17 protein-coding genes and 4 tRNA genes are annotated in these 20332 nt (G+C 53.7%); 12 read left to right on the top strand and 9 right to left on the bottom strand.

All coding sequences use genetic code 11. From position 1 onward, the window contains the following. The first annotated feature begins 47 nt into the window (after nucleotides 1–47). Genes KI237_RS08300 through KI237_RS08285 form a run of 4 tightly spaced genes read left to right on the top strand, consistent with a single transcriptional unit; the run spans nucleotide 48 to nucleotide 4262 of the window. Nucleotides 48–1004 carry a TIGR03756 family integrating conjugative element protein gene (locus tag KI237_RS08300; protein WP_126587182.1) on the top strand — a complete coding sequence of 319 codons (957 nt, stop codon included), beginning with the start codon at nucleotides 48–50 and terminating at the stop codon, nucleotides 1002–1004. Continuing rightward, nucleotides 1001–2383: an integrating conjugative element protein gene (locus KI237_RS08295; protein ID WP_212799524.1), complete on the top strand. Its 1383-nt coding sequence runs from the start codon at nucleotides 1001–1003 to the stop codon at nucleotides 2381–2383. Before KI237_RS08300 ends, KI237_RS08295 begins: the two co-directional genes overlap by 4 nt. Before the next feature lie 3 nt (nucleotides 2384–2386). After that, a complete protein-coding gene (locus tag KI237_RS08290; protein ID WP_068934379.1) occupies nucleotides 2387–2695 on the top strand; it encodes a hypothetical protein in 309 nt (102 codons plus the stop codon). A gap of 10 nt (nucleotides 2696–2705) precedes the next feature. Continuing rightward, on the top strand, nucleotides 2706–4262 hold the full coding sequence (locus KI237_RS08285) for a conjugal transfer protein TraG N-terminal domain-containing protein (RefSeq protein WP_126587180.1): 1557 nt from the start codon (nucleotides 2706–2708) through the stop codon (nucleotides 4260–4262). A gap of 9 nt (nucleotides 4263–4271) precedes the next feature. On the opposite strand, the gene KI237_RS08280 is transcribed toward KI237_RS08285, so the two are convergent. Next, nucleotides 4272–4637, bottom strand: coding sequence for a DUF3742 family protein (locus tag KI237_RS08280; protein WP_126587179.1), 366 nt, complete (start codon nucleotides 4635–4637; stop codon nucleotides 4272–4274). Nucleotides 4638–5085: 448 nt separating this feature from the next. On the opposite strand from KI237_RS08280, the gene KI237_RS08275 reads away from it, so the two are divergent. Then, the gene (locus KI237_RS08275; protein WP_126587178.1) at nucleotides 5086–5415 is read left to right on the top strand and encodes a hypothetical protein; all 330 of its coding nucleotides are present in this window, start codon (nucleotides 5086–5088) and stop codon (nucleotides 5413–5415) included. Nucleotides 5416–5528: 113 nt separating this feature from the next. Beyond that, entirely contained in the window at nucleotides 5529–6491 is a 963-nt protein-coding gene (locus tag KI237_RS08270) for an ArdC family protein (RefSeq protein ID WP_212799523.1), read from the top strand. Between the two features lie 134 nt (nucleotides 6492–6625). Here KI237_RS08270 and KI237_RS08265 read toward each other — a convergent pair whose 3' ends face one another. Then, a complete protein-coding gene (locus tag KI237_RS08265) occupies nucleotides 6626–6820 on the bottom strand; it encodes a DUF7740 domain-containing protein (protein ID WP_027912535.1) in 195 nt (64 codons plus the stop codon). A 231-nt stretch (nucleotides 6821–7051) separates the two neighbouring features. Between KI237_RS08265 and mobH the strand changes: the two genes are divergently transcribed. The 4 genes from mobH to KI237_RS08250 all read left to right on the top strand — a co-directional run bounded on the left by mobH (nucleotide 7052) and on the right by KI237_RS08250 (nucleotide 12349). Next, a complete protein-coding gene (gene mobH, locus KI237_RS08260) occupies nucleotides 7052–8776 on the top strand; it encodes a MobH family relaxase (protein ID WP_102617440.1) in 1725 nt (574 codons plus the stop codon). A 410-nt stretch (nucleotides 8777–9186) separates the two neighbouring features. Beyond that, nucleotides 9187–9402 (top strand): hypothetical protein, encoded by a 216-nt coding sequence (locus tag KI237_RS30355; protein ID WP_102617441.1) that lies wholly within the window; start codon nucleotides 9187–9189, stop codon nucleotides 9400–9402. 324 nt (nucleotides 9403–9726) lie between these two features. After that, nucleotides 9727–11325, top strand: coding sequence for an AAA family ATPase (locus tag KI237_RS08255; RefSeq protein ID WP_212799522.1), 1599 nt, complete (start codon nucleotides 9727–9729; stop codon nucleotides 11323–11325). A gap of 1 nt (nucleotide 11326) precedes the next feature. After that, a complete protein-coding gene (locus tag KI237_RS08250) occupies nucleotides 11327–12349 on the top strand; it encodes a hypothetical protein (protein WP_041475976.1) in 1023 nt (340 codons plus the stop codon). 836 nt (nucleotides 12350–13185) lie between these two features. Here KI237_RS08250 and umuC read toward each other — a convergent pair. Both umuC and KI237_RS08240 read right to left on the bottom strand, forming a co-directional pair. After that, the gene (gene umuC / locus KI237_RS08245) at nucleotides 13186–14463 is read right to left on the bottom strand and encodes a translesion error-prone DNA polymerase V subunit UmuC (RefSeq protein WP_014338713.1); all 1278 of its coding nucleotides are present in this window, start codon (nucleotides 14461–14463) and stop codon (nucleotides 13186–13188) included. Continuing rightward, nucleotides 14456–14881 (bottom strand): LexA family protein, encoded by a 426-nt coding sequence (locus KI237_RS08240; RefSeq protein ID WP_014338712.1) that lies wholly within the window; start codon nucleotides 14879–14881, stop codon nucleotides 14456–14458. Before KI237_RS08240 ends, umuC begins: the two co-directional genes overlap by 8 nt. A gap of 162 nt (nucleotides 14882–15043) precedes the next feature. Between KI237_RS08240 and KI237_RS08235 the strand changes: the two genes are divergently transcribed. Beyond that, nucleotides 15044–15772: an SOS response-associated peptidase family protein gene (locus KI237_RS08235; protein WP_102617807.1), complete on the top strand. Its 729-nt coding sequence runs from the start codon at nucleotides 15044–15046 to the stop codon at nucleotides 15770–15772. A 934-nt stretch (nucleotides 15773–16706) separates the two neighbouring features. Here KI237_RS08235 and KI237_RS08230 read toward each other — a convergent pair. From KI237_RS08230 to KI237_RS08210, 5 genes are all read right to left on the bottom strand, one after another. Beyond that, nucleotides 16707–18548, bottom strand: a complete 1842-nt coding sequence (locus tag KI237_RS08230) for a tyrosine-type recombinase/integrase (RefSeq protein ID WP_102617808.1) — start codon at nucleotides 18546–18548, stop codon at nucleotides 16707–16709. Between the two features lie 222 nt (nucleotides 18549–18770). Further along, a tRNA-Gly gene (locus tag KI237_RS08225) sits at nucleotides 18771–18846 on the bottom strand. A 3-nt stretch (nucleotides 18847–18849) separates the two neighbouring features. Beyond that, a tRNA-Glu gene (locus KI237_RS08220) sits at nucleotides 18850–18925 on the bottom strand. A 104-nt stretch (nucleotides 18926–19029) separates the two neighbouring features. Continuing rightward, nucleotides 19030–19105 (bottom strand) — tRNA-Gly (locus KI237_RS08215). 2 nt (nucleotides 19106–19107) lie between these two features. After that, nucleotides 19108–19183, bottom strand: a tRNA-Glu gene (locus tag KI237_RS08210). A gap of 371 nt (nucleotides 19184–19554) precedes the next feature. On the opposite strand from KI237_RS08210, the gene KI237_RS08205 reads away from it, so the two are divergent. After that, a complete protein-coding gene (locus KI237_RS08205; RefSeq protein ID WP_212799521.1) occupies nucleotides 19555–20313 on the top strand; it encodes a hypothetical protein in 759 nt (252 codons plus the stop codon). Nucleotides 20314–20332: the final 19 nt, after the last annotated feature.

Here is a 20332-nt window from a genome sequence, read left to right as displayed (position 1 = left end):
CTTTCGATCATTGAACCTGTCCAGGCCATACACCCAGAGCCTGGATCATGTCTGCTGCCTGCCCGTATATTTCGCCCCAGAAGTTACATCCTTTGTTGCTGAGCATTCTGCTGGCATCCGGGTCAAGCGTGGCGCTGGAAACGGGCAGCATTACCGCCTCCGTGCTTTCTCCAGACTGCCTCGAGTACAGGGTCGTCGGCATCTGCTTCTGGTTGCTCTGCACCCCTTTTGGCTGCACGGTTAAAACCTCAACCAAGGTTCGTCACTTCATTCCTGAACTGGTGGTCTCGAGCTATACCACCACCGGCAGCAATCCGTGGACCGAGATGGCCGCTCTCTCCTACCCCATCAGCGGTGCGGAAGGTGGCGGTAACCTGATCACGCCGAACACTCAGCGCGATAACCTGCCTCGTTTCAAAAATGTTGATGGCATTGGCCATCCCGGCGGCTGGGCCGCCACGCAACTTGCCTCGCAATCCGGCTACGCCTGCGCCAGCGGCGCCACTGCGTTCGTGCCCTACTATCTGAGCACTTTGGACTCACTGGCCTGGCGTCATGGCATCCCAGAAAGCTTTTACCCCGAGTCGCTCGCGCCCGGGATCCGTGAAATCGGTCGTCAGCTCGCAGGAAACATGTGGGGCAGCGTCTATCCCCGGCAAGGATTTTTGGTGCAACCCGACGACTTCAAAGCCGCTGCGGTGATGGCGCAGCGAGCGGGTGACGTCATTACCCGCAACTGGCAACCGCACGTGTATGTCCCGCTCACACCCGTACCACGCGATGGTTATTGGCCGCCTGGCCCAATCGTTGAAAACGACGCTTCGACCCACAAATGGCAATTGCTCTCCCCCGTGGTTCAACCCACATGCGCCATCTTCCCCAACGATCCGGTGCAGAGCGCGGATGGCGGCTATGCCTGGTCGCTGTGGCGTCCCTATAGCTGCTGCAAGCGTGAGGGACAGACCTTCCTGTTCAGCATCGACTTCGAAGGTGGTGCTTCATGAGTCGGCTTCTTGCAGAATCATGGTTAAGCCCGATGACTTTGTTGCTCTGCGGACTGCTCGCAATAGCCACGCATGCCCACGCCGCCGAGGACGATTACCGCTTAAGCACCCAAGGCGAAGTGCTCGACGATCGGGTGATGTACACCATCGGTGGCGGCTCGGCAGCGGGCTCGCCGAGCTCGCTCTATCGCCCCAACGGGCTCGGTGTCGGCGGATCCTGGCAGGCGAACATGATGTGCGGAAACATGAGCCTCACCAACACCCTGCAAAACCAGTTGAACGGCGTCACCGAAGGGTTCCAGCAGATCATGGGCAGCATTGTGCAGAACGCGACCCAAGCAGTAATGTCGCTGCCGGCGTTGATCATCCAGCGTGCCAACCCGGGTCTCTATGAGTTGTTGAGCAACGGAGTGATGCAGGGGCGTATCGACTTCGACCGTTCCAAGCTGACCTGCCAGGCCATGGCTGAGAAGATGGCGGACAAGGTCGGTCAAGCCGGCTGGGGCGCATTGGCCAAGAACCAGGAAATGCAGGGCAACCTCGAACAAACCGACGGTGATGCGGTGGCTGCGGTGAAAAACACCGAGGCCCGTAACGGCAACAATGGGGTGTCTTGGGTCGGCGGGCAGAAGGCTGGAGGTAGCGGACAAACACCCATCCGGGCAACCTCCGATGTGGTGCGCGCGGGTTATAACCTGCTGCATAACCGCGCAGTGGATGACAACACCTCGATCAGTAACAGTGATTGCCTGGGCGGCGCTATTTGCCAGGCATGGACCTCACCGCAAGAGGAGTCCGAATGGGCTGTTCGCGTGTTGGGCGAGACCGAAGTCGCGACCTGCGACACCTGCGAGACTCTGCGGGCTACCGCAGGCAGCGGACTGACGCCGCTGATCCAGGAGGCCTACAGTGAACACCTCAAAACCCTGCAAGGCTTACTGTCCGGATCTCTGCCGCCGAACCCTGACAATCTGAGCAAAGCCTCCAGCCCGATGCTGCCGGTGACTCGTGGTGTGATCGAAGCCCTGCGCGACGATCCTGATCAGGAACTCCTGGCGCGGCGCCTGGCCAGTGAGACGGCCCTGTCCAGCGTACTCGACAAAGCGCTCCTGCTATTGCGCACGCTGCTGGCAGGCAGCCACGAACCTAACATCGCTTCCGCCGAACCGGCCCAAACGGCCTTGACGAAAAACATCGACACACTGGAGCGCGAGATACGCCTGCTACAAACCGAGTTGCAGGTCCGGCAGATGCTCACAACCAATACCGCCAGCCTAGTGCTCGATCGACATGCCGGAGGTGCCGATGCGTCGCGCACCGTCGAGCAAGGCGACCCCGAACCTGGCCGACTCAACGACGCTGATGCCAGGCGCAAGTGAGCCATGAAACGCTCACTGCTATTCACTTTGCTTTCCAGTCTAGGGATCGCCGCAGGGATGATCCTGACCGCCGCACTGATCGCCTGGATCGGCTGCACTGCGCTGGGCAGTTTCGGGGGCTGGCAGCAAGCCTTGGAATCGATACGGCCTTATCTGCGGTGGTGGCGTGTCCTGCTCTACGGCGTCCTCTTTGCACTCTGGTGGGACCTGCTGAGGCGCTACCGACATCGACCACAGGACCGACTGCGCGTGAAACGCGCCGGGACATTAGGGCTCTTGCTCTTTACCTGCGTCGAGCTCACTCGATTGTGAGGTCACCACCATGCTCATGAGCACTAACAGCTACCTGGAGTTTTACCTCTCCCTGCTGGCATGGATCATCAACAACGGTATCTGGAACGTCCTGTCCGATACTGGCCTGTTCGCAGCTCCCTTTGGTGCAATCATCTTGCAAGAATGGTTGTCGGCCCGTCAGCAAGGCGCGGATGAAGGCAACAAAGGATTGCTCTCGGTACCTCGAATCGAGAACCGGCTTTGGTTGGCCTACATCGTCGTATTGTTCGGCTGTGCGCCGGTCTTTCCGCTAAACCTCGCGTCTATGGCGTTCGATGATGCGGCGAGTCAGCGCTGCGGCATCAGTGTGGCCAAACCGACGGAAACCGCCTGGGGGACGACCTTCAATACTATCGGCGAACGCTCCGCCAACGTACCGATCTGGTGGTTTCTGGTACACGCCTTGAGCAAAGGCGTGACCGCAGCGGCCACCGCCTCCATCCCCTGCGCACCGGACATCCGACAGATGCGCATGGAGATCGACAGTTCGCGCATTGATAACCAAGTGTTGTTACAGGAAGTCGCCGATTTTACTCGCGACTGTTACGGCTATTCCCGCTCTCGGCTCTTCACCAATCGTCCACAGCTGGACAAGGCTCAAAGTCATGATGCGTCTTGGATCGGCTCAAGCTATTTTCTCGACGCTCCGGGCTACTACGACACAGATCACTCACGGACACCACGAGTCAGCTGGCCCTATGATGAAACCCGCGATATTACCTTGCCACGGTTGGAGAATGGCGCGGGCTACCCCACTTGCAAACAATGGTGGAGTGACAGCGGTATCGGGTTGCGAGCACGATTGGTCGAGCAAGTTGACCCTTCGCTGCTGACTCAGCTGAAAGGCTGGTTGACTGGTCGCTCAAGCAACGAGATCGAGGATGCCACACTGCGCGAACTGGTCAGCCCGCGCCAACAATCGATGTCCATGTCGCCCGGACAGGTGTTCCAGGACTATGGCTCCAGTGCTCGCGGTGGGTCGATCAATCAGGGGCTCAATAACCTGGCCACCAACACTGGGCTGGCCCTTGGCTCGTTCAGCAACTTCCCGGCAATAAATGCACTACGCGCTGCCCTGCCGATGGTGCAGGCTTTCCTGATCATGGGTGTCATCATCAGCTTGCCGCTGATCCTTCTGGTCAGTACCTACCAATTGAAGACCGTCATGACGGCGACGTTCGCGCTGTTCACGCTGCACATGCTGACCTTCTGGTGGGAGTTGGCCCGCTGGGTCGACTCCAGCATGCTCGATACCTTGTACAACCAAGTCTCGGCGTCCAATCAGGTGCTGTTGTCGCTGCCGACATCCGGTTTTATGGATGGAACCGTCACGGCACAAGTGATTGAGTATGTGATGGGGGCGATGTTCATCGTACTGCCGATGGTCTTTCTAGCCGCAATGAGCTGGGCTGGGTATAGCGTAGGTTCAGGTGTAGAAGGAATGCTCAGCCGGGGAACCCAGGCTGCGCAGACAGCGAGTTCTAACGGGACCTCTCAGTTGATGAGCGGAGCAAGAATAGTTTCAGGTAAATCGGGCTCAAAATAACCAGGGAGGTTACTTCAGTGAACCCCATTTATCGTACCGCTCAGGCCAAGACGCTCTGTGAATTGGATCATTGATATCATCAATATCTGGAGTGTCTGAATCTTGAACTGAGATAGCCGCTAATGCGACGAATGTGCACACCAGCAGAAACAACCAAAAGCTAACAAAAAGAAGTGCACCGAACAGGGCCACCTGGGCAAGCAGAAAGATCCCGCGAATGAGTAAATTACCCGCAGGCAAACCTGCCGTCACTGCACGCTTGGCCACACGAGACTCAAACCCTTTCAAGCTGCGATAACCACGTTTGGCGAACATACCGCATGCATATGCCCAGCGGTGTGTGCGGGAGATTTGAAGTGGCTGCTGAGCCGGCATGATTGCGCCCTCTTCTGAGCGTACTCCTGTGGAAATCGAGATTACAGCCTACTACTGAAAACCGCCCATGCTTAACCGTTTATCAGCTTATTCGGTCGAAAACTCTTCACTGGAAGACAGAAGACGCACCTCGTACAACAGCGCCTCTAAGGCCGTTGACCCATCCAAATCATCCAGCTACATAGAGGATACGGATCGCTGTTATCGACAGCACCTTCCCAGGTAGCCAGAGTCTTTGAGGCTACGTCACTCCAGTGATGGTTCCCCCAAGTGCGATTAGCGTTCGGTGGCTCGCACGGTCACGTTTCACGGTGATGAACGCCTACTGCTCTCCCGAGCGTCTTTCAAGCTCGGCTCGTCCTAACCCCTCTTATTTTTCTTCAACCCACCGCGGGGAATTCTTTCCCCTATGGGACAGGTTTCTTCGCGCTATCAACGGAGGCATACCATGTCCGACTCACTCACACCCGAAGCACTGAACAATCTGCACTTGCCCGTTGTGTTCACTCCAGACGCGTGGCAACGCGCAGTACTGCTCGACGGTTCAAATCATCCTGAAAAACTGCAATTCGATAGGCTGAGCAACGTGGTACGCGCAGCCTTCAAAGCTCACTTGGCCGATCCAAACGCGCCCTACGTGGTGTTCGAGGTAGCCAAAATTGGCTCAACACGTGACGCAAACCATGAACCGTTGCTGCAACTGAGCCTCAGCCTGCTTCAGGCACCGGAGCAGCCTGACGCCTTATTGATAGCGCTTGCGGGAGAGCAGCAACGCTGAACGCATACACACTCAGACTGCGCGCAGTCCTGCATCAATCCAACCCAACACCCACCGGGGAACCCCTCCCCGACGGGCAAGGCGTTCCTCCGTTTTCTCTCGAGGAAAATGCCATGCGTAATATCTACCAAGACGTGACTAACAAAATCGTTGCCGCGTTAGACCAAGGCGTAATCCCCTGGATCAGGCCCTGGTCCTCAAGTGGTTCAACTGACGTCGGTCATCACCAACCCTATCCCATTAACGCCATCACGCAGCGTCCCTATTCAGGCATTAATTTACCGTTGCTCTGGGCCGAGGCCAGGTTGCAGGGGTTCACTCAAGATCGCTGGCTGACCTTCAACCAAGCCAAAAAAGCCGGCGGACACATCCGTAAGGGTGAGCACAGCATTCTGGCAGTGCTCTACAAGCCGATGGAGCGCGAGGAACAGACCGAATCAGGCCACCCCGTACTTGATGAAAACGGTCAGCCCAAGGTCGCTCACTTTGGCATTCTCAGGACGCACTTTCTGTTCAACATCGAGCAAACGGAGGGGCTCGAAACGCACAACGAAACTTTGCTCCAGACGGAACCGAGCGATCCCTTCTTCCCCAACGCTGCTGCGGAAAGTTTGTTGCTAAGTTCGGGCGCAAATATCATTCATCGATTTGCCGACGAAGCCTTTTACCACCCGATCAGGGATCTCATCCAACTGCCGACAAAATCGCAATTCCACGATCAAGGTGGATACTACGCCACTGCACTTCACGAGCTGACGCACTGGACCGGACATCACTCTCGATTGCAGCGCGAAGGCGTGACCTCTCCGTGTCCATTTGGCTCGCCAGGCTATGCATTTGAAGAGTTGATCGCCGAAATGGGCGCCGCTTTTTTATGTGCCTACGCCGGTATACGGGGAGAGCTTCGGCACGAGGGCTATATCGACTCCTGGCTCGGCCTGCTCAAGGCTGACAACCGCGCGATTTTCCGCGCCAGTGGCCAGGCCCGATGCGCTTCGGAGTATGTGCTCAACCTGGAGCAGCAACGGAAGCAGACGGTAATGGATGACTCGCGATGCATGAAAGATGGAGCTTGATCGTCACCTCACCGCTGCAAACGCTTCATAGGGTCCAACACGAGTTGGACCCTTTTTCTATGCCCAGAAAAATCCCCACAGTGCGGAGTTCTGACGCAAAGAACATGAGGTAATCCCGTAACCCCAGTTCGCCGTTACGTATCCAGATTCTCAGCCAGGTAATCCACCAGCTCAAGTGGACTTCGGCTATCGATCACCTTGTAGATCAGATCACGTTTGCTGCGCGGTAGCTTCTTGACCACGCTCTTCGCCGAGGCCCTGACGGCTTCGTCTGTTCCATGGATACGTGCCGCGAGCAGCAGTATGAGCGTTGCGTCCGTGAGGTTCATGGCAAGACCCGATAAAATTCGCACCGCAGTGTACCGACACTTTCCTTTTTCGTACCAGCATGCGCATCCAACAAAACGGCACCAGGACAAATCAATATTCCGATTGCCGCACAAAGGGAAACGCGTCAAAAGGGCCGGTAAGGATTGGAAGGGAATGGGGAGTCAAGGGTAAGAGCCCTATCCGAAAAGGCTAAAAGGCCACTGACTCTGCCAGTTCCCGGGAGGACCATGATGCTCAGTCTGTTTCGGCACAAAAGGCAAAAGCCTCCTCCGCCACCAACCGTAAACGTCGCCGATGGGTACCGGTTCATCGAATCGTCCCAGAGCTTGTTAGCAGCCGAGCATCGCCGCCAATTGCTTGATCGCATTTGGCAGTACACCGCCCTCTCCCATCCGCAATTCAGCCAGCTCTATTTAAATCCGATCCATCGATACGCCGAGCTGGTCCAGCAGCTTCCAGCCAGCGAGACGCACCACCATGCTTATCTTGGCGGCATGCTAGACCATGGGTTGGAACTGGTCGCTTGTAGTTTGAAATTACGTCAGTCGTATCTGCTTCCCACCGGCGCCGCACCTGAAGACCAAGCCGCCCAGACTGACGCTTGGTCCGCTGGCATCGCCTATGGCGCGTTGCTCCATGACATCGGCAAGATCGCCGTGGACCTGCTGGTTGAGCGCCAAGATGGCCGTGTCTGGCATCCTTGGCAGGGATCCCTGGATCAGCCCTACCGTTTCCGTTATATCAAGGGTCGTGACTACCACCTGCACGGCGCGGCTGCAGGATTGCTCTACACCCGAATTCTCGACCGCACAATCCTCGATTGGCTCAGTGGATTTCCATCGCTCTGGGCCAGTCTGCTTTATGTCCTGGCGGGCCAGTACGAACGTGCCGGCGTGCTCGGTGAGTTGGTGATGCAGGCCGACCGCGTTTCTACTGCGCAGAATATCGGTGGTAATCCGAGCAAGGCACTGCAGGCACCGACTCATTCGCTGCAACATCACTTAATCAGCGGACTGCGTCATCTGGTTCAGCACGAACTGAAACTCAACCAGCCAGGTGCCGCGGGATGGCTGACCCAGGACGCACTCTGGCTCGTCAGTAAGACGGTCACGGACAGGCTACGAGCCTATCTGCTGTCGCAATCGATTGAGGGCATTCCCTCGTCCAATCTCGCGGTGTTTGACGAGCTGCAATCGCATGGATTGGTGGAGTCCACACCGGAAGGCAAAGCCATCTGGACCGCGCTTGTGGCACAGGGAAATTGGCAGCAGAGTTTCACCTTTCTGCGCCTTCAACCGGCGCTGATTTGGGGGAACGAAGACCGGCCCGAGGCTTTCAGCGGAACGGTGAGCATTGCAGCCCATGACCACTCAACTGACACCCAGATACCAACACCAGCGCCTGAGACAGCCAGTGCAGGATCAGCTCAAAGCCAACCGCAGCCGGATCCCATGGTACTAAAGGATGGCGATTACCTCGGCACGCTGCTGGACATGTTCGAGTTGGAAAAGCCTGAGGCCAGTGACGCACTGCCAGAAAGTGCTATCGAAATTTCAACGCTTCAATCGGATAACCCAGGCCAGGCATTCCTGAATTGGGTCAAGGAAGGCATTCTGAGCCACAAACTGATCATCAACGACAGCAAGGCCAAAATCCACACGGTGGATGGCAGCGTATTTCTGGTCACGCCTGGTCTCTTCCAACGCTATGCGCAGGAGTTTCCAGGCGTTTCGCAGGGTTCAGATCAGGAGATTGAGGCATGGCGCTGGGTGCAAAAGCAGTTCGAGAAGCTGAGGGTTCATAGGAAGCGAGACAATGGTCTAAACATCTGGACATGCCACGTGCAAGGTCCAAGGAAGAAAACCGTCCTCAAGGGATATCTGATTGAGGAACCGAAGCTACTTTTTGAATTAATTCCGCCCGACAATCCCTTCCTTAAAATCGAAAAAAACTGAACATCCTGCCCATTGATGGGTTCGAAACGCAGAGTTGGCCCCTGGAGAACCCTCGCTGCTTGATCGCCCCATTATCCGTCCTAGCGGGCTTTGCGTCCAATGATGGATTGGAACTGCTAACTCTACAGGCCTTGTAATACGAGCCCTGTAGAGCATCATAAAAAACCCCGTACCACTTTCGTACCATCATCTTTCACCACATTTAGGCCCTGCCCTTTTCGCCGGCTGTAGCGGCTCCACGACGGAGTTCGATTTTTTTGCCTTTTGATCCTATCTAAACATTCGTCTACCGGATTTAATCGGGCTACGCTTCTGACTGCTCCATAGCAGATTTTAAGCTATCGCTTTGTGGTTTCTCTTACCGGCACTGCCGTTGCTATGCTTGAGTTTTCTGAAAAAGGGGGTGATCAATGTCAGGGAGCTACTCGCTGCCGGATGTGCTGGATAGGATCTATCACAATCAGCTAGCCTTGGAGGCTGCCGTAATGGACCTTACGTTGTGGGTGGAGCAGCAAGGCTGCTCGGTTGTAGGCAATAATGTTCGTGGGGCACTCGAGGAGATTGGCGAAAATGCAGGCCATATCAAACAAGGCTTGGCACGGCTTAAGAGTAAAGGTCTTGGCTAGGTTTCAGTGAACAGGGCGGGAACTGACTATCGCCTCTCCTACCGATAGGGGCCCTTATGCTTGATATTCTGGCTTGGGGGCATTGGCCTTGACTCGGCCAAGCTTTGTGAATGATATTCAGGTATCGTCTGGCTTCGAATAGGCTGGACATTTCTAACCGTTCAAAGGATTGAATATTGAAAATGTATAGACCGAAATTTTATAGAGACTCGATAGGTTATACATCTCGAAAGAGTTCGAAAGCCATGTATGACTAGTTAAATATACAACTAAGTCAAAACCTTAATATAATCGTTATTCATCTGTCAATACAGGTCATAAACCTTGAGCCACGTCAACTCCTTCGGCGTTCGAAATCTTAGAAGCTTCGGCGCAGAAACCCAACTGATCCCGATAAAAAAAATCAATATTTTTGTTGGTCGAAACAGTTGTGGAAAAAGTACGTTTTTACGAACATATCCTCTACTCCGCCAATCTGTAGAATCAAACACTAGATCACCGATATTGTGGTATGGATCTTATGTAGACTTTGGAGATTTAACTACGGCAGTCCACGACGGCTCCACCAAGATCTATTTTGATTTCAACTGCGAGCTTGACATTGAAACAAATTATTCTGACAAATACTTGTATGAATCACAATTCTTCAACGCACTTACATCACTCACAAAAGAGACCTTACAAGTTAATACGGACATCTCGATAGGACTCGATCTTAGAACAGACAAACAGGTTCAATCTAACTCTGTAATAACAATCAACAATACTGAGATCGTTGTAAACTATTGCGCGGGACAGGTTCAGGACATGGTATGTACACAATACAGCCAAGACTCTGAAAAAAAACAACTTAACCAGCTGGCATTTTCTAATTTATATATAACATCAAAAGGCAGTATTCTCCCAACAAACATATACGGAATAAAAGATTCCACCGATGCACAAGGCAATATGGTGAAACAGCTGGACGAAGAAACCATTAAAAAAGGTGCCCAACAAGCGCTTTTAAGCTATCTAAAAAAATACACTTCTACAACAAAATCTCTCTCGCAAAAGCTCGAACAAATTAAGCTAGTAGAAATAAGAAAACTTGGAAGGGAACTGACTAAAATATTCCCCGCCGATAAAAAATTTCACATGCATTTGAAAGAACTACCTAACGAAATCCCAGAAACAGTTTTCTTCTATCTAATAATTCGCAACTTTCCTAGAATCCTAACCGCCGCAGATAAATCCTTTAAAGGACTATTCAGCGGAGTCAGATATTTAGGTCCAGTTCGTGCGTCCGCTGAGAGATTTTATAGACATCAAGATCTCGAAATTGGGGAAGTTGATCACAAAGGAGAAAATCTCCCGATGGTGATTAATTCGTTAGACGCTCGAATGAAGAAAAATCTGAGCAAATGGATTTCTGATAATTTCGGCTTTGAATTGGAACTTGAAGCGTCCGGCCTACATTATGAATTAAAAATAAAAGAAGAGCATGACGCAAAATTTCATAACATAAGCGATATGGGTTTTGGCTATTCTCAAATATTGCCAGTCATTGTATCCATATGGCTAGAAACGGTGGGAGCAGTGCCAAGACGGCACCTAGGCTTCACCGATGCAAACTCTCGAACCCTTGTGATTGAACAACCTGAGCTCCACCTGCACCCTGCTCTCCAATATCGATTCGGCCTAGCCATAGCGAAGGTAGTTAGCTTAGCTACAAATTTTGGTTTTAGAATCGTTATAGAAACCCATAGCAGTCAAATGATTGAAGCTATAGGAGAAAGCATCAGACGTGGAGTAATAGAAGATTCCGACATCAGCATCGCGCTCTTTGAAAAAAATAAAAATGACTGCACCGAGATAACAATGTCAGGTTTTGACGACGAAGGTTATCTGATGAATTGGCCTGCTGGTTTCCTGTCTGCCTAATATGATTATTATAATAGAAAAAATAGATGAAATAGAAAAACTTAACCATTCACAGGAGTCAGCATTAGAATGTTTACTCTGGGCCTATGGTCGTGGAAACCAAGTACTATGGATGCCAATAGATTTAATCGAAGCCCTCCTCAAAAAAACGTGTTTTAGTGATTACGCAAAGCGCGCGCTCGTGGATTTGAAGACGTTTTCAAGATTCTCGAAAAACCTGCTGATAACCGAATTCGATTTTCGAGTGGTCGTTGACTTCTCGAACAAACATAAACTCTTAAGTACCGAAAAACAATTGACCGTCGGATATGAAATCATTCTAGACGAAAAATTCTTGCTAGAGCCTGTGTTACTTACCGAAAATGAAATTGATGCAAAGGTCTATACTCTATTTGCTAAGGCAATTTTCTCCTCCCGGAAAAATCTGAACCTTGTATATGAGATAAATATTGAGCCACATGGGGGTGGAGGGTCCGACACAATTAAAACTTTTGAGCGGTTGCTAAGCGAAAGCAGGCTTTTCGTTTGCTTATTAGACAGTGACATAAAGCATCCAAAAGGACCACTAGGCGAAACAGCCAAACATTTCGCCCTCTACCCTAAGGGCCCGAATAGAAATTCCCGTTTAGAAATATTAAATGCACATGAAATTGAAAACTTAATACCTATCCCCATAATCGAACACTTATTTGCCAAGGAGTATCTTGGGCATTTATTTAAACATGCGAACCCTATAAAATTCAAAAAATACCCTGATCACAAAAATGGTTTCTTAGTGGAACAGGCAAAAAAACAAGACATGCATCATGGTGATACTTTCTGGAAAGATTTTTATCATCTAGGAGATCACACTTACATCTGCGCTAAGTTAAATAGCCTCACTGAGCAAACTAAGCAATTTCTTGAAAATACTTCCACGTATAAAATACAAGAGTTTCTGGACAAGGACGCGAACGAAGAGCTCTTCACGATATCGAATATCATTGCTAGTTGGGGTGTCAAACTCAGACGCCGATTATCCTAGGCCTCAAGTCTTCGGCTTTATGCCTACTCCTTACCTCGTTATCTGCTTCGCGGCTGATAACGAGGGCTCGGCTCCCTCTATTCGCTCCCCATTTCCAGGCTCACAGCGTGCCGATATGACGTGCGCGGGCTGGCGACTACTACCGAATGCTGTTGGTGACTGTGCACCAGGTTGTGTGCAAGAACTTGGACGCACCAAAGCTAGCGCCTTCCCCTTTACGCTTTTTGCGCTTTTAATGTTGACCCACGGGAAAGAGGTTAGGAGGGTAAGTTTTTTGCTAGGTGCTCTGGAAGGCTTGTTTGTTATGGCTTTTCAAAGGGTTGGCAAGGTTAGCTTTTTGGTTAGGTCTGGTTATTTACTAACCTTTATTAGTGTTAAATATTCAATAAATTAATCCCTTCAAAAATAGTAACTTATGAGTTACTAACCTTTAACCTAACCTAATCTAACCCCTCAAAGTTAGGTCTCAAGCCCAACAAACACGGGCCTACCAAGTCACATCACCCCCCCTTAAAAAAAACTAACCTTTTTCCCGAGGCACCTCTGAATTCAGCTATCTGTGCGTTCTTCTAAGCGTTGCGAAAAACATACACCTTCGCAGGGTTTCGCAGGTTTTTGCCCCCTCTAAAACGCCAAGCAAACGCCCGGCCTGCGCCGTCGTAAGCGGCCCGCAAGTCCGCGGAAAAAATGACCCATTTAGGCCGCAGGCGAGGTGGGGGGACGACGGCGCGCGCCAGGTGTGAAGCACGCCATTGCCAGCGCATTTCGCCCCATTTCGGTGCGCTTCCTTCGGGCGAAAAAAGCCGCCTCAATGGGCGGCTGGTGCAGGCATCAGTTCACCTACAGTGCACCTGCCAAAGCTGGTCCAGCTTGGTGGTGTAGCTCTGGCTCATCATGTCTCGTCGCATTCCCCAGTCCGGGTTGAGGGGCACACTGGCTGAGCGAAGCGTCCCCCTACCCCATCGACCGTTGACCTGGTCCAACACCGCCATCAGCTTCGTGGCGTCGGCAGGTTGGGAAGTGGCAAATAGATCGTCGGTGTACTCCCCCTGTTGACAGAGATTCATCAATAACACCTCGGCCTTGCTGTACTTGAAACCTGGCCGGAACACTCGGTCGAGCGCGTCCACCGCCGCCTTGGTCAGCAGCCGTACATCATCGGTGGGATACGGGAGGTCAATCAGTACACCATTGGCGTACTTCGCCTCCTCGGGGTTGAACATGCCGGTGCGGATGCTGACGCGGATCTTCTTGCACAGCGACTTCTGTGCCCTGAGCTTTTCCGAGGCGCGCATCATGTAGGTGGCCACCGCCTCCTTGATGGGTGCCAGCTCCGTGAGCCGCTTGCCAAACATCCGGCTACAGCAAATCTCCTGCTTCGGCGGGTCCGGCTCGTCCAGCTCCAGGCACGGCGTACCGCTCAGCTCCCGGGCGGTCTTCTCGATCACCACGCTGAACTTCTTGCGTAGCGTCCATGGGTCGGCCTTCGCCAGGTCCATCGCGGTCTTGATCCCCATGGCGTCCAGGTGAAGTTTCATCTTGCGACCGACGCCCCAGACCTCGGACACGTCGGTGTTGCGCAGAACCCAGTCACGCTTGAACGGGTCGCAGATATCGACCACACCGCCGGTTGCCACCTGAAGCCGTTTGGCGGTGTGATTTGCCAGCTTTGCCAGGGTTTTGGTGTGGGCGATCCCCACCCCAACAGGGATGCCTGTGCAGCGCAGTACCAGGCTGCGGATCTTCCGACCGAGGGCATCCCGGCCGTCGATGCCGGTCAGGTCTGCAAAGGCTTCGTCGATGCTGTAGACCTCGACGGCAGGCACCAATGATTCAATGAGCGTCATGACCCGCTCGCTCATGTCGCCATAGAGCGCATAGTTCGAAGAGAACGGGATGATGCCGTGCTTATGCAGCTTGTGCTTGATCTGGAAATACGGCTCGCCCATCTTCACATAGGGCTTGGCATCGTAGCTGCGGGCGATCACGCAGCCGTCGTTATTGCTCAACACCACGATGGGCACGCGGGCCAGGTCGGGTCGAAACACGCGCTCGCAACTGGCGTAGAAGCTGTTGCAGTCGATCAGGGCGAAAACTGGCTGGGGTTTAGACATGGCTGCGCACGCTGCATGTGATGACGCCCCAAATCACCAGCTCGTCGCCCTCAAGCACGTACCTCGGTGGGTACTTTGGGTTCTCCGAAAGGAGAATCACCTCCCTGCCGCGAATGCAAAGGCGTTTGCATACGGGCTCGTTGTTGAGCAATGCCACGACGATGTGGCCGTGCGCAGGCTCCAGAGCGCGGTCCACCACCGCGAGATCACCTTCAAAAATCCCGGCGCCTTGCATGCTCTCCCCGGCGATTGAGACCAGGTAGACATGCGGGGCGCGAATGTTCAGAACCTCATCCAATGAGATGTGCGCTTCGATGTGGTCCGCCGCCGGAGATGGAAACCCGGCGGGCACTCGAAACGAACACAAGGGCAGCTTCAAGCCACCCTCGGCAATAGGGCCCAAAATCGAAAAGCTCATGACGGATCACTTCCAGAAACCTGTACAGATATACAGTTAACGTTGTACAAGTTTTGCGGTCAATTTCTTGTAAGAATATTCGGACAGATGGCTGAGCAGGCCCACGCTGATACAGGTCACGGTCGTGCGCCGCTCACCTGTGCTTCGTAGACGGATCGCCCGCTGGACTACGCTGACGTTAACCAGAGGGCTGAACATCGCGGACGACTCTCCCAGTACACCGGAAGCCATGAGCTCACCCGCGTGCTGAGCATGCCGAATGCCATGGTCAGTACCGTGGGCGATCAGCCCTTGGGACGCTATAACGGCGCACCCTCGAATCAGTTCGCACTCTTCCATCAGGGGGGTGACGTTCTAAACGCCGATATGGTGCGTTGGGGCTCGAAGCTGCATTGGGCGAAGGATAGAACCCCGGTGAATGCTAGGGTCGAGAAAGTTGCGCACGGTCCTTACTACAAGTCGATCTGGCCGCACCGAGCACTGGCTCCAATCAACAGTTGGTTGGAATGGGTGGATGAAGGCGGGCCAAAAAAGCAGCCGTATTTGATCCGCCGAAAGGACCTAGCGCCGATTTTGTGCGCTGCCATCGGTCAGTACCCGACGGGAGCCTGGGAGCCGCTGGAGCATGACGGCTTCGTGATCATCACCGCTGACAGCCAGGGAGGCATCGTGAAAATCCATGATCGCTGCCCTGTGGCGCTGAATGCGGAACTGGCGCAGGAATGGATCGACCCCGCCACACCCACAGAGCGCCCCAAACAAATTGTGCTGCTGCAGGGCGAACCTAGCGAGGTCTTCGAGTGGTTCGGGGTTGACCAGGCCGTGGGGAATGTTCGCAATCAGGGGGCAGCCCTGATCCAATCGGTTTCCTTATTCGATCCACAGAAATAGTGTTATTTACACTTTTCGTGTAACACCTGCCCTGCGAAACTTATTCCTACACATAGGCTACCGCACCCAATAAAATCGGGCACTTCAACAAAATTATAATTTCGTGGAACAACATAGTACGAAATCTTAAGCGAAAAATAGAGCAGGAGATCTACACGTAAAGTGTTGTTAACAGCTTATGAAACTACACTATTGAATCTCCTCTACCACCGGACATCTTTGCCACTAGGGCTAAAGGCGTATATACCCTCACACCACCGCAGCCGCCCTGCTTTAGGAGGGCTTAAGGTGTATGTCGTCGTCTCATTTAATTATTTCTTAAAACATCCGTTGACGACCGAGCCGATAAACATTTAGTTTATTAACAGCCCTACCCAACGTCCACAAACACCGCGCTTATCAGCGTGGCGAGTTTCTTTGCGAGAAGAAGAAATGAACATAGTTATTTTATTGACGGCGACTGTTGTATTGCTTATCAGGATCTCTGAGCTGCTGGAACGATGGGGCATTGGTTGCCCAGGCTTCTTTTTTTGATTTCAAACCGGGGAGCTGACAGTCTGCTCCCCTAGACTTGAGCGGGTCAGCCCGGGCGATCAGGAAATGAGCCGTTGCTGAGGAGCATCTCCCATCAAAACAACCTTCCTAGTGCTTCCGGTTTCCCAGTTCATTATCACCAGTTCACCGCTGAGCTAGGCCTTGCCGGGCTTTTTTTTCCAGCTGCTGACCGTATTGCCAGCCTTGGACCATCCAGGCGATGGCCGCCGAAGCGGCGACTAAAACGCATGGTAGAAGGCCGGCGACCAACACGCGGTATTGCAGCGGAATCAGGTCGACTAGACGCATAACACCGTCGGCAGGCCTCGACTACAGTTCCGTGCCAAGCAGTACTCAAGCAAGCGGTGACGCCCATTTGTCACCGCGCTAGGACAGCAACTCAGCTTGGGCTCAGGGCGCTGCAAACGATCCGCACAGTCGCGTCGAAATTCTCCGGAGTGAGCACATCGATTGGCGCACGCCTCTTAAGTCGCTCATGAGGCTCACAGACCGCCCGATAAAGCCTCCACGCACCGGTATCCGGAAACCTCGCTAACGCAGCAAGTACCAACTTGTGCCGCAGTGGATCAAGCTGCCAATCCGGAATGCGCTGACCACGATTCCCCAGGCTGAGGGACAGCAGACGCCGAGCCTTAATATCACGATTGATCTGATCTCGGGATTTACCAGCCAATTTAGCGAAAACAATTAACGGTAAATTACTAGCGGCCTCATAGATGGCAAGCATCTCGGCGCGTTCGCGCTGGATGTCAGACACGTGAGATTTATGCGGCATTTCAGTCGGGACCGAAAGAGGTACGACAGGCGACTGGTGCGGCACGATAAGAGCTGGTTCGCCGCTAACCGAAGCCTTGGGCACCGAGACGGTTGTCATTGGAAAGATGCCGTTGAACTGAATGGAGTTTGCGCTCGCGCTTTCCAGCGACGGCAGCGAAGCAGCACCCTCCAACCGGATGGTAAGCGGAGAGCTAGCCGCTTTCAGCTGGCCCTGCCCCCAAAGATCAAGACGGTTCGCCCAGTCCTGCATCATGGTCCGGCGCTGCTCCACGTATCCCGCGTGATTGTAGGCCGCGCTCACCTTGTCCGGATCAGCATGAGAAAGCTGAGCATCCACCCAAACCTTTGGATACCCGATCTCGTTCAGCGCCGTCGAGATCGTCGCCCTCATCCCATGACCGGTGAGTTGATCGGCATACCCCATCCGACGCAACGCGCCATTCAGCGTGTTCTCGCTGATGCGCTTGCTCAGGTCGCTTCGATGCGCAAACAAGTAGCGCTGTGCGGGGACAACCTGGTCCAGCAAGTGACGCACGATCTCCAGCGCCTGAACCGACAGCGGCACTATATAAGGCGGTACATTTTGAGTCTGCTTACCTGGCTTCCGCATCGCTAGCTGGAGTTGTTTCACCACTTCCGCCGGTATGACCCACAAGCGCTTCTCCAGATCGAACTGGTCGGGTGTCGCCAACCGCAATTCGCCCGTGCGGACACCGGTCAGCAACAACAACCGAAGGCCAAGCCGAGTTTGGTTGGCGCCACCGTAGTTTCGAAGAGCAGCCATCAATGCCGGAAGCTCGTCCATTCGGAGAAACGGATTGTGCGTCACTGGAGGCTTGGGAAATGCGACCACATCAAGATCTGAAGCTGGGTTGTGTTCCAGCCCCTCGATCTTCACCAACGCATAGCGGAACAACTGGTTGAACCAGGTCCGGCATTTTTCGGCGGTCGTTAACGCCTTGCGCTGCTCAATCCTGCTCAGCAAATCCAGCAGATCGTGACGATTGATATCGTAAATGGACCGCCCGCCCAGCATGGGCAAGACGTCTTTACTGAAGATTCTCAAGATCTGCGAGAGCGTGCTCTGGCGTCCTTCCTTCAGGCTTAGCCTGCGGAACTCCACCCACTGATTAAACACCGCTTCGAAGGTGTGCTCCTTCGCAGCATGAACAGCTAGTCGCTGTTGTTTACGATGCTCGTAGGGGTTGATGCCCTGGGCAACCAAGGCGCGCGCCTCATCACGTCGGACACGGGCTTCTTTAAGGCTGATTTGCGGATAACTACCGAGAGACATGCGTTTCTGCACGCCCGCCCAGTAATAACGGAAGAGCCAGACTTTTCCGCCTCTGGCCGTCACATTGAGAGTGAGACCATCACTGTCACCGAGGGTGTAGTCATTACCGGTGATTCGGGCATGCCGAACTGCCATTTCTGAGAGTGCCATCGCGAGCTCCTGAACAGAGTCAGGGCCAGATGCTCATCTCGCTACACAATCTGCTCCAGCATTAAACCGATTCAGTGCTCGTCAGAATCCTGGACTCAATTCTGGACTTAAACGCACCGGATAGTGCTGGATTTCAGTGGTTCCCGCTGGAACGAAAAAAGGGCCTAAAGGCCCTGATTTCAATCACTTACAGAATTCAGTGGAACTCTGTAGCGCAATATTTGGAGCGGGAAACGAGACTCGAACTCGCGACCCCGACCTTGGCAAGGTCGTGCTCTACCAACTGAGCTATTCCCGCAAATGGCGTCCCCTAGGGGACTCGAACCCCTGTTACCGCCGTGAAAGGGCGGTGTCCTAGGCCACTAGACGAAGGGGACACGCTGCCCGGAACACATGGTGTGTGTTCCAGTGCCCAGACCCGCCTCCGAAGACTTGGTTCTGGTTTCACTCAGCCCTGCCCGAAAGCAACGCTGTTTAAAATTGGAGCGGGAAACGAGACTCGAACTCGCGACCCCGACCTTGGCAAGGTCGTGCTCTACCAACTGAGCTATTCCCGCATTGGCGTCCCCTAGGGGACTCGAACCCCTGTTACCGCCGTGAAAGGGCGGTGTCCTAGGCCACTAGACGAAGGGGACACACGTACAACATTCACTGCTTATAGCGTTTGGCTGAGTGCTTTACGCTGTAAGTGGCGCGCATTCTATGGATGGATTGAAGGGTCGTCAACCCCCAGATATAAATTTATTTAAATCAATGACTTCGCCCGGTTTGGGGGCGATCCGGACATTTTGCCCACCCGGTCTCTGACGCCTATATTCTGTCACCCGCCGAGACGCTATAGTCGCGCCCGGCAAATGATGGCAATGTGCACTCACCCGGTTATGCTTCCTATAAACAGCACGACGCCCGTCTAATCGCGTCGCTCGGGCCTATGCGCTTAAAAGCCAAGCCACTACACTCATGACATGCGTACCACAATAAAGAGGTCTTACCGGTGACACCACTCATGATCACCCTGCTCGTCGTAGCCGGGATCGCCCTGTTGATCGCCATTGGCTACATGAACCACGTGGTGGAAAACAACAAGCTGGAAAAGGTTCGCACCAAGGTAGAACTCAACGACCGGATGCGGCGCTGTGGCGAACTCACCGAAACCTTCCCCGGGCAGTTGATGACCCCTGCCCTGAAGTTGTTGATGACGCGCCTTGAGATGAACGCCTGCCAGCGCTTGCTGAACCTGGACAAGACCAACTCCGCGGTCAAGGCACGCCTGGACGAGTTGAGCGCACTGGCCGCCCAGGGTGAATCGATCCCGGTGAACAATCCACCGGCACCCATCCAGACCGAAGCCAAGGCCAAGGACGTACGGTTTCTGCTCGAGGCCTTGCACGGCCAGATCACCCGCGCCGCCCAGGACGGTTTCCTGCCGCCTAACGAAGCCAAGCGCTGGATTCGCGAAGTGCGACACATCTTGGTGCTGCTGCACATCGAGTTCTTCAACAACCTTGGTCAGCAAGCCCTGCAGCAAGAACAACCCGGGCAGGCCCGCCTGGCCTTCGAGCGCGGCGTGCAGTACCTGCGCAAGCAACAGGACCCCCAGGTCTACGCCGAACAACTGGCCTACCTGGAGAAACTCCTGGCCCGCGCCAATGCCCAGGTCCTGGCCAGCACCCAGCCGGTCGAAGGTGAGGTCAACCAGTTGACCGAAGGGCTGAAGGAAGCCGAAGTCAGCGACGAGTGGAAGAAGAAGAAGGTTTACGACTGATACCTGGGCCAACCTGTGG

The sequence above is a fragment of the Pseudomonas sp. St316 genome (genome assembly GCF_018325905.1).
In the GTDB taxonomy this organism is placed as follows: domain Bacteria; phylum Pseudomonadota; class Gammaproteobacteria; order Pseudomonadales; family Pseudomonadaceae; genus Aquipseudomonas.
The sequence above is the reverse complement of the archived record's forward strand: the minus strand, read 5'-3'. Positions and strand labels throughout refer to the sequence as shown.

What these genes read in the sequence shown, in the direction of transcription:
- umuC (WP_014338713.1), bottom strand. Translation starts at nt 14,463, where the DNA reads ATGTCTAAACCCCAGCCAGTTTTCGCCCTGATCGACTGCAACAGCTTC.
- KI237_RS08295 (WP_212799524.1), top strand. Translation starts at nt 1,001, where the DNA reads ATGAGTCGGCTTCTTGCAGAATCATGGTTAAGCCCGATGACTTTGTTG.
- KI237_RS08270 (WP_212799523.1), top strand. Translation starts at nt 5,529, where the DNA reads ATGCGTAATATCTACCAAGACGTGACTAACAAAATCGTTGCCGCGTTA.
- KI237_RS08250 (WP_041475976.1), top strand. Translation starts at nt 11,327, where the DNA reads ATGATTATTATAATAGAAAAAATAGATGAAATAGAAAAACTTAACCAT.
- KI237_RS08240 (WP_014338712.1), bottom strand. Translation starts at nt 14,881, where the DNA reads ATGAGCTTTTCGATTTTGGGCCCTATTGCCGAGGGTGGCTTGAAGCTG.
- KI237_RS08265 (WP_027912535.1), bottom strand. Translation starts at nt 6,820, where the DNA reads ATGAACCTCACGGACGCAACGCTCATACTGCTGCTCGCGGCACGTATC.
- KI237_RS08290 (WP_068934379.1), top strand. Translation starts at nt 2,387, where the DNA reads ATGAAACGCTCACTGCTATTCACTTTGCTTTCCAGTCTAGGGATCGCC.
- KI237_RS30355 (WP_102617441.1), top strand. Translation starts at nt 9,187, where the DNA reads ATGTCAGGGAGCTACTCGCTGCCGGATGTGCTGGATAGGATCTATCAC.
- KI237_RS08205 (WP_212799521.1), top strand. Translation starts at nt 19,555, where the DNA reads ATGATCACCCTGCTCGTCGTAGCCGGGATCGCCCTGTTGATCGCCATT.
- KI237_RS08275 (WP_126587178.1), top strand. Translation starts at nt 5,086, where the DNA reads ATGTCCGACTCACTCACACCCGAAGCACTGAACAATCTGCACTTGCCC.
- mobH (WP_102617440.1), top strand. Translation starts at nt 7,052, where the DNA reads ATGCTCAGTCTGTTTCGGCACAAAAGGCAAAAGCCTCCTCCGCCACCA.
- KI237_RS08300 (WP_126587182.1), top strand. Translation starts at nt 48, where the DNA reads ATGTCTGCTGCCTGCCCGTATATTTCGCCCCAGAAGTTACATCCTTTG.
- KI237_RS08285 (WP_126587180.1), top strand. Translation starts at nt 2,706, where the DNA reads ATGCTCATGAGCACTAACAGCTACCTGGAGTTTTACCTCTCCCTGCTG.
- KI237_RS08280 (WP_126587179.1), bottom strand. Translation starts at nt 4,637, where the DNA reads ATGCCGGCTCAGCAGCCACTTCAAATCTCCCGCACACACCGCTGGGCA.
- KI237_RS08230 (WP_102617808.1), bottom strand. Translation starts at nt 18,548, where the DNA reads ATGGCACTCTCAGAAATGGCAGTTCGGCATGCCCGAATCACCGGTAAT.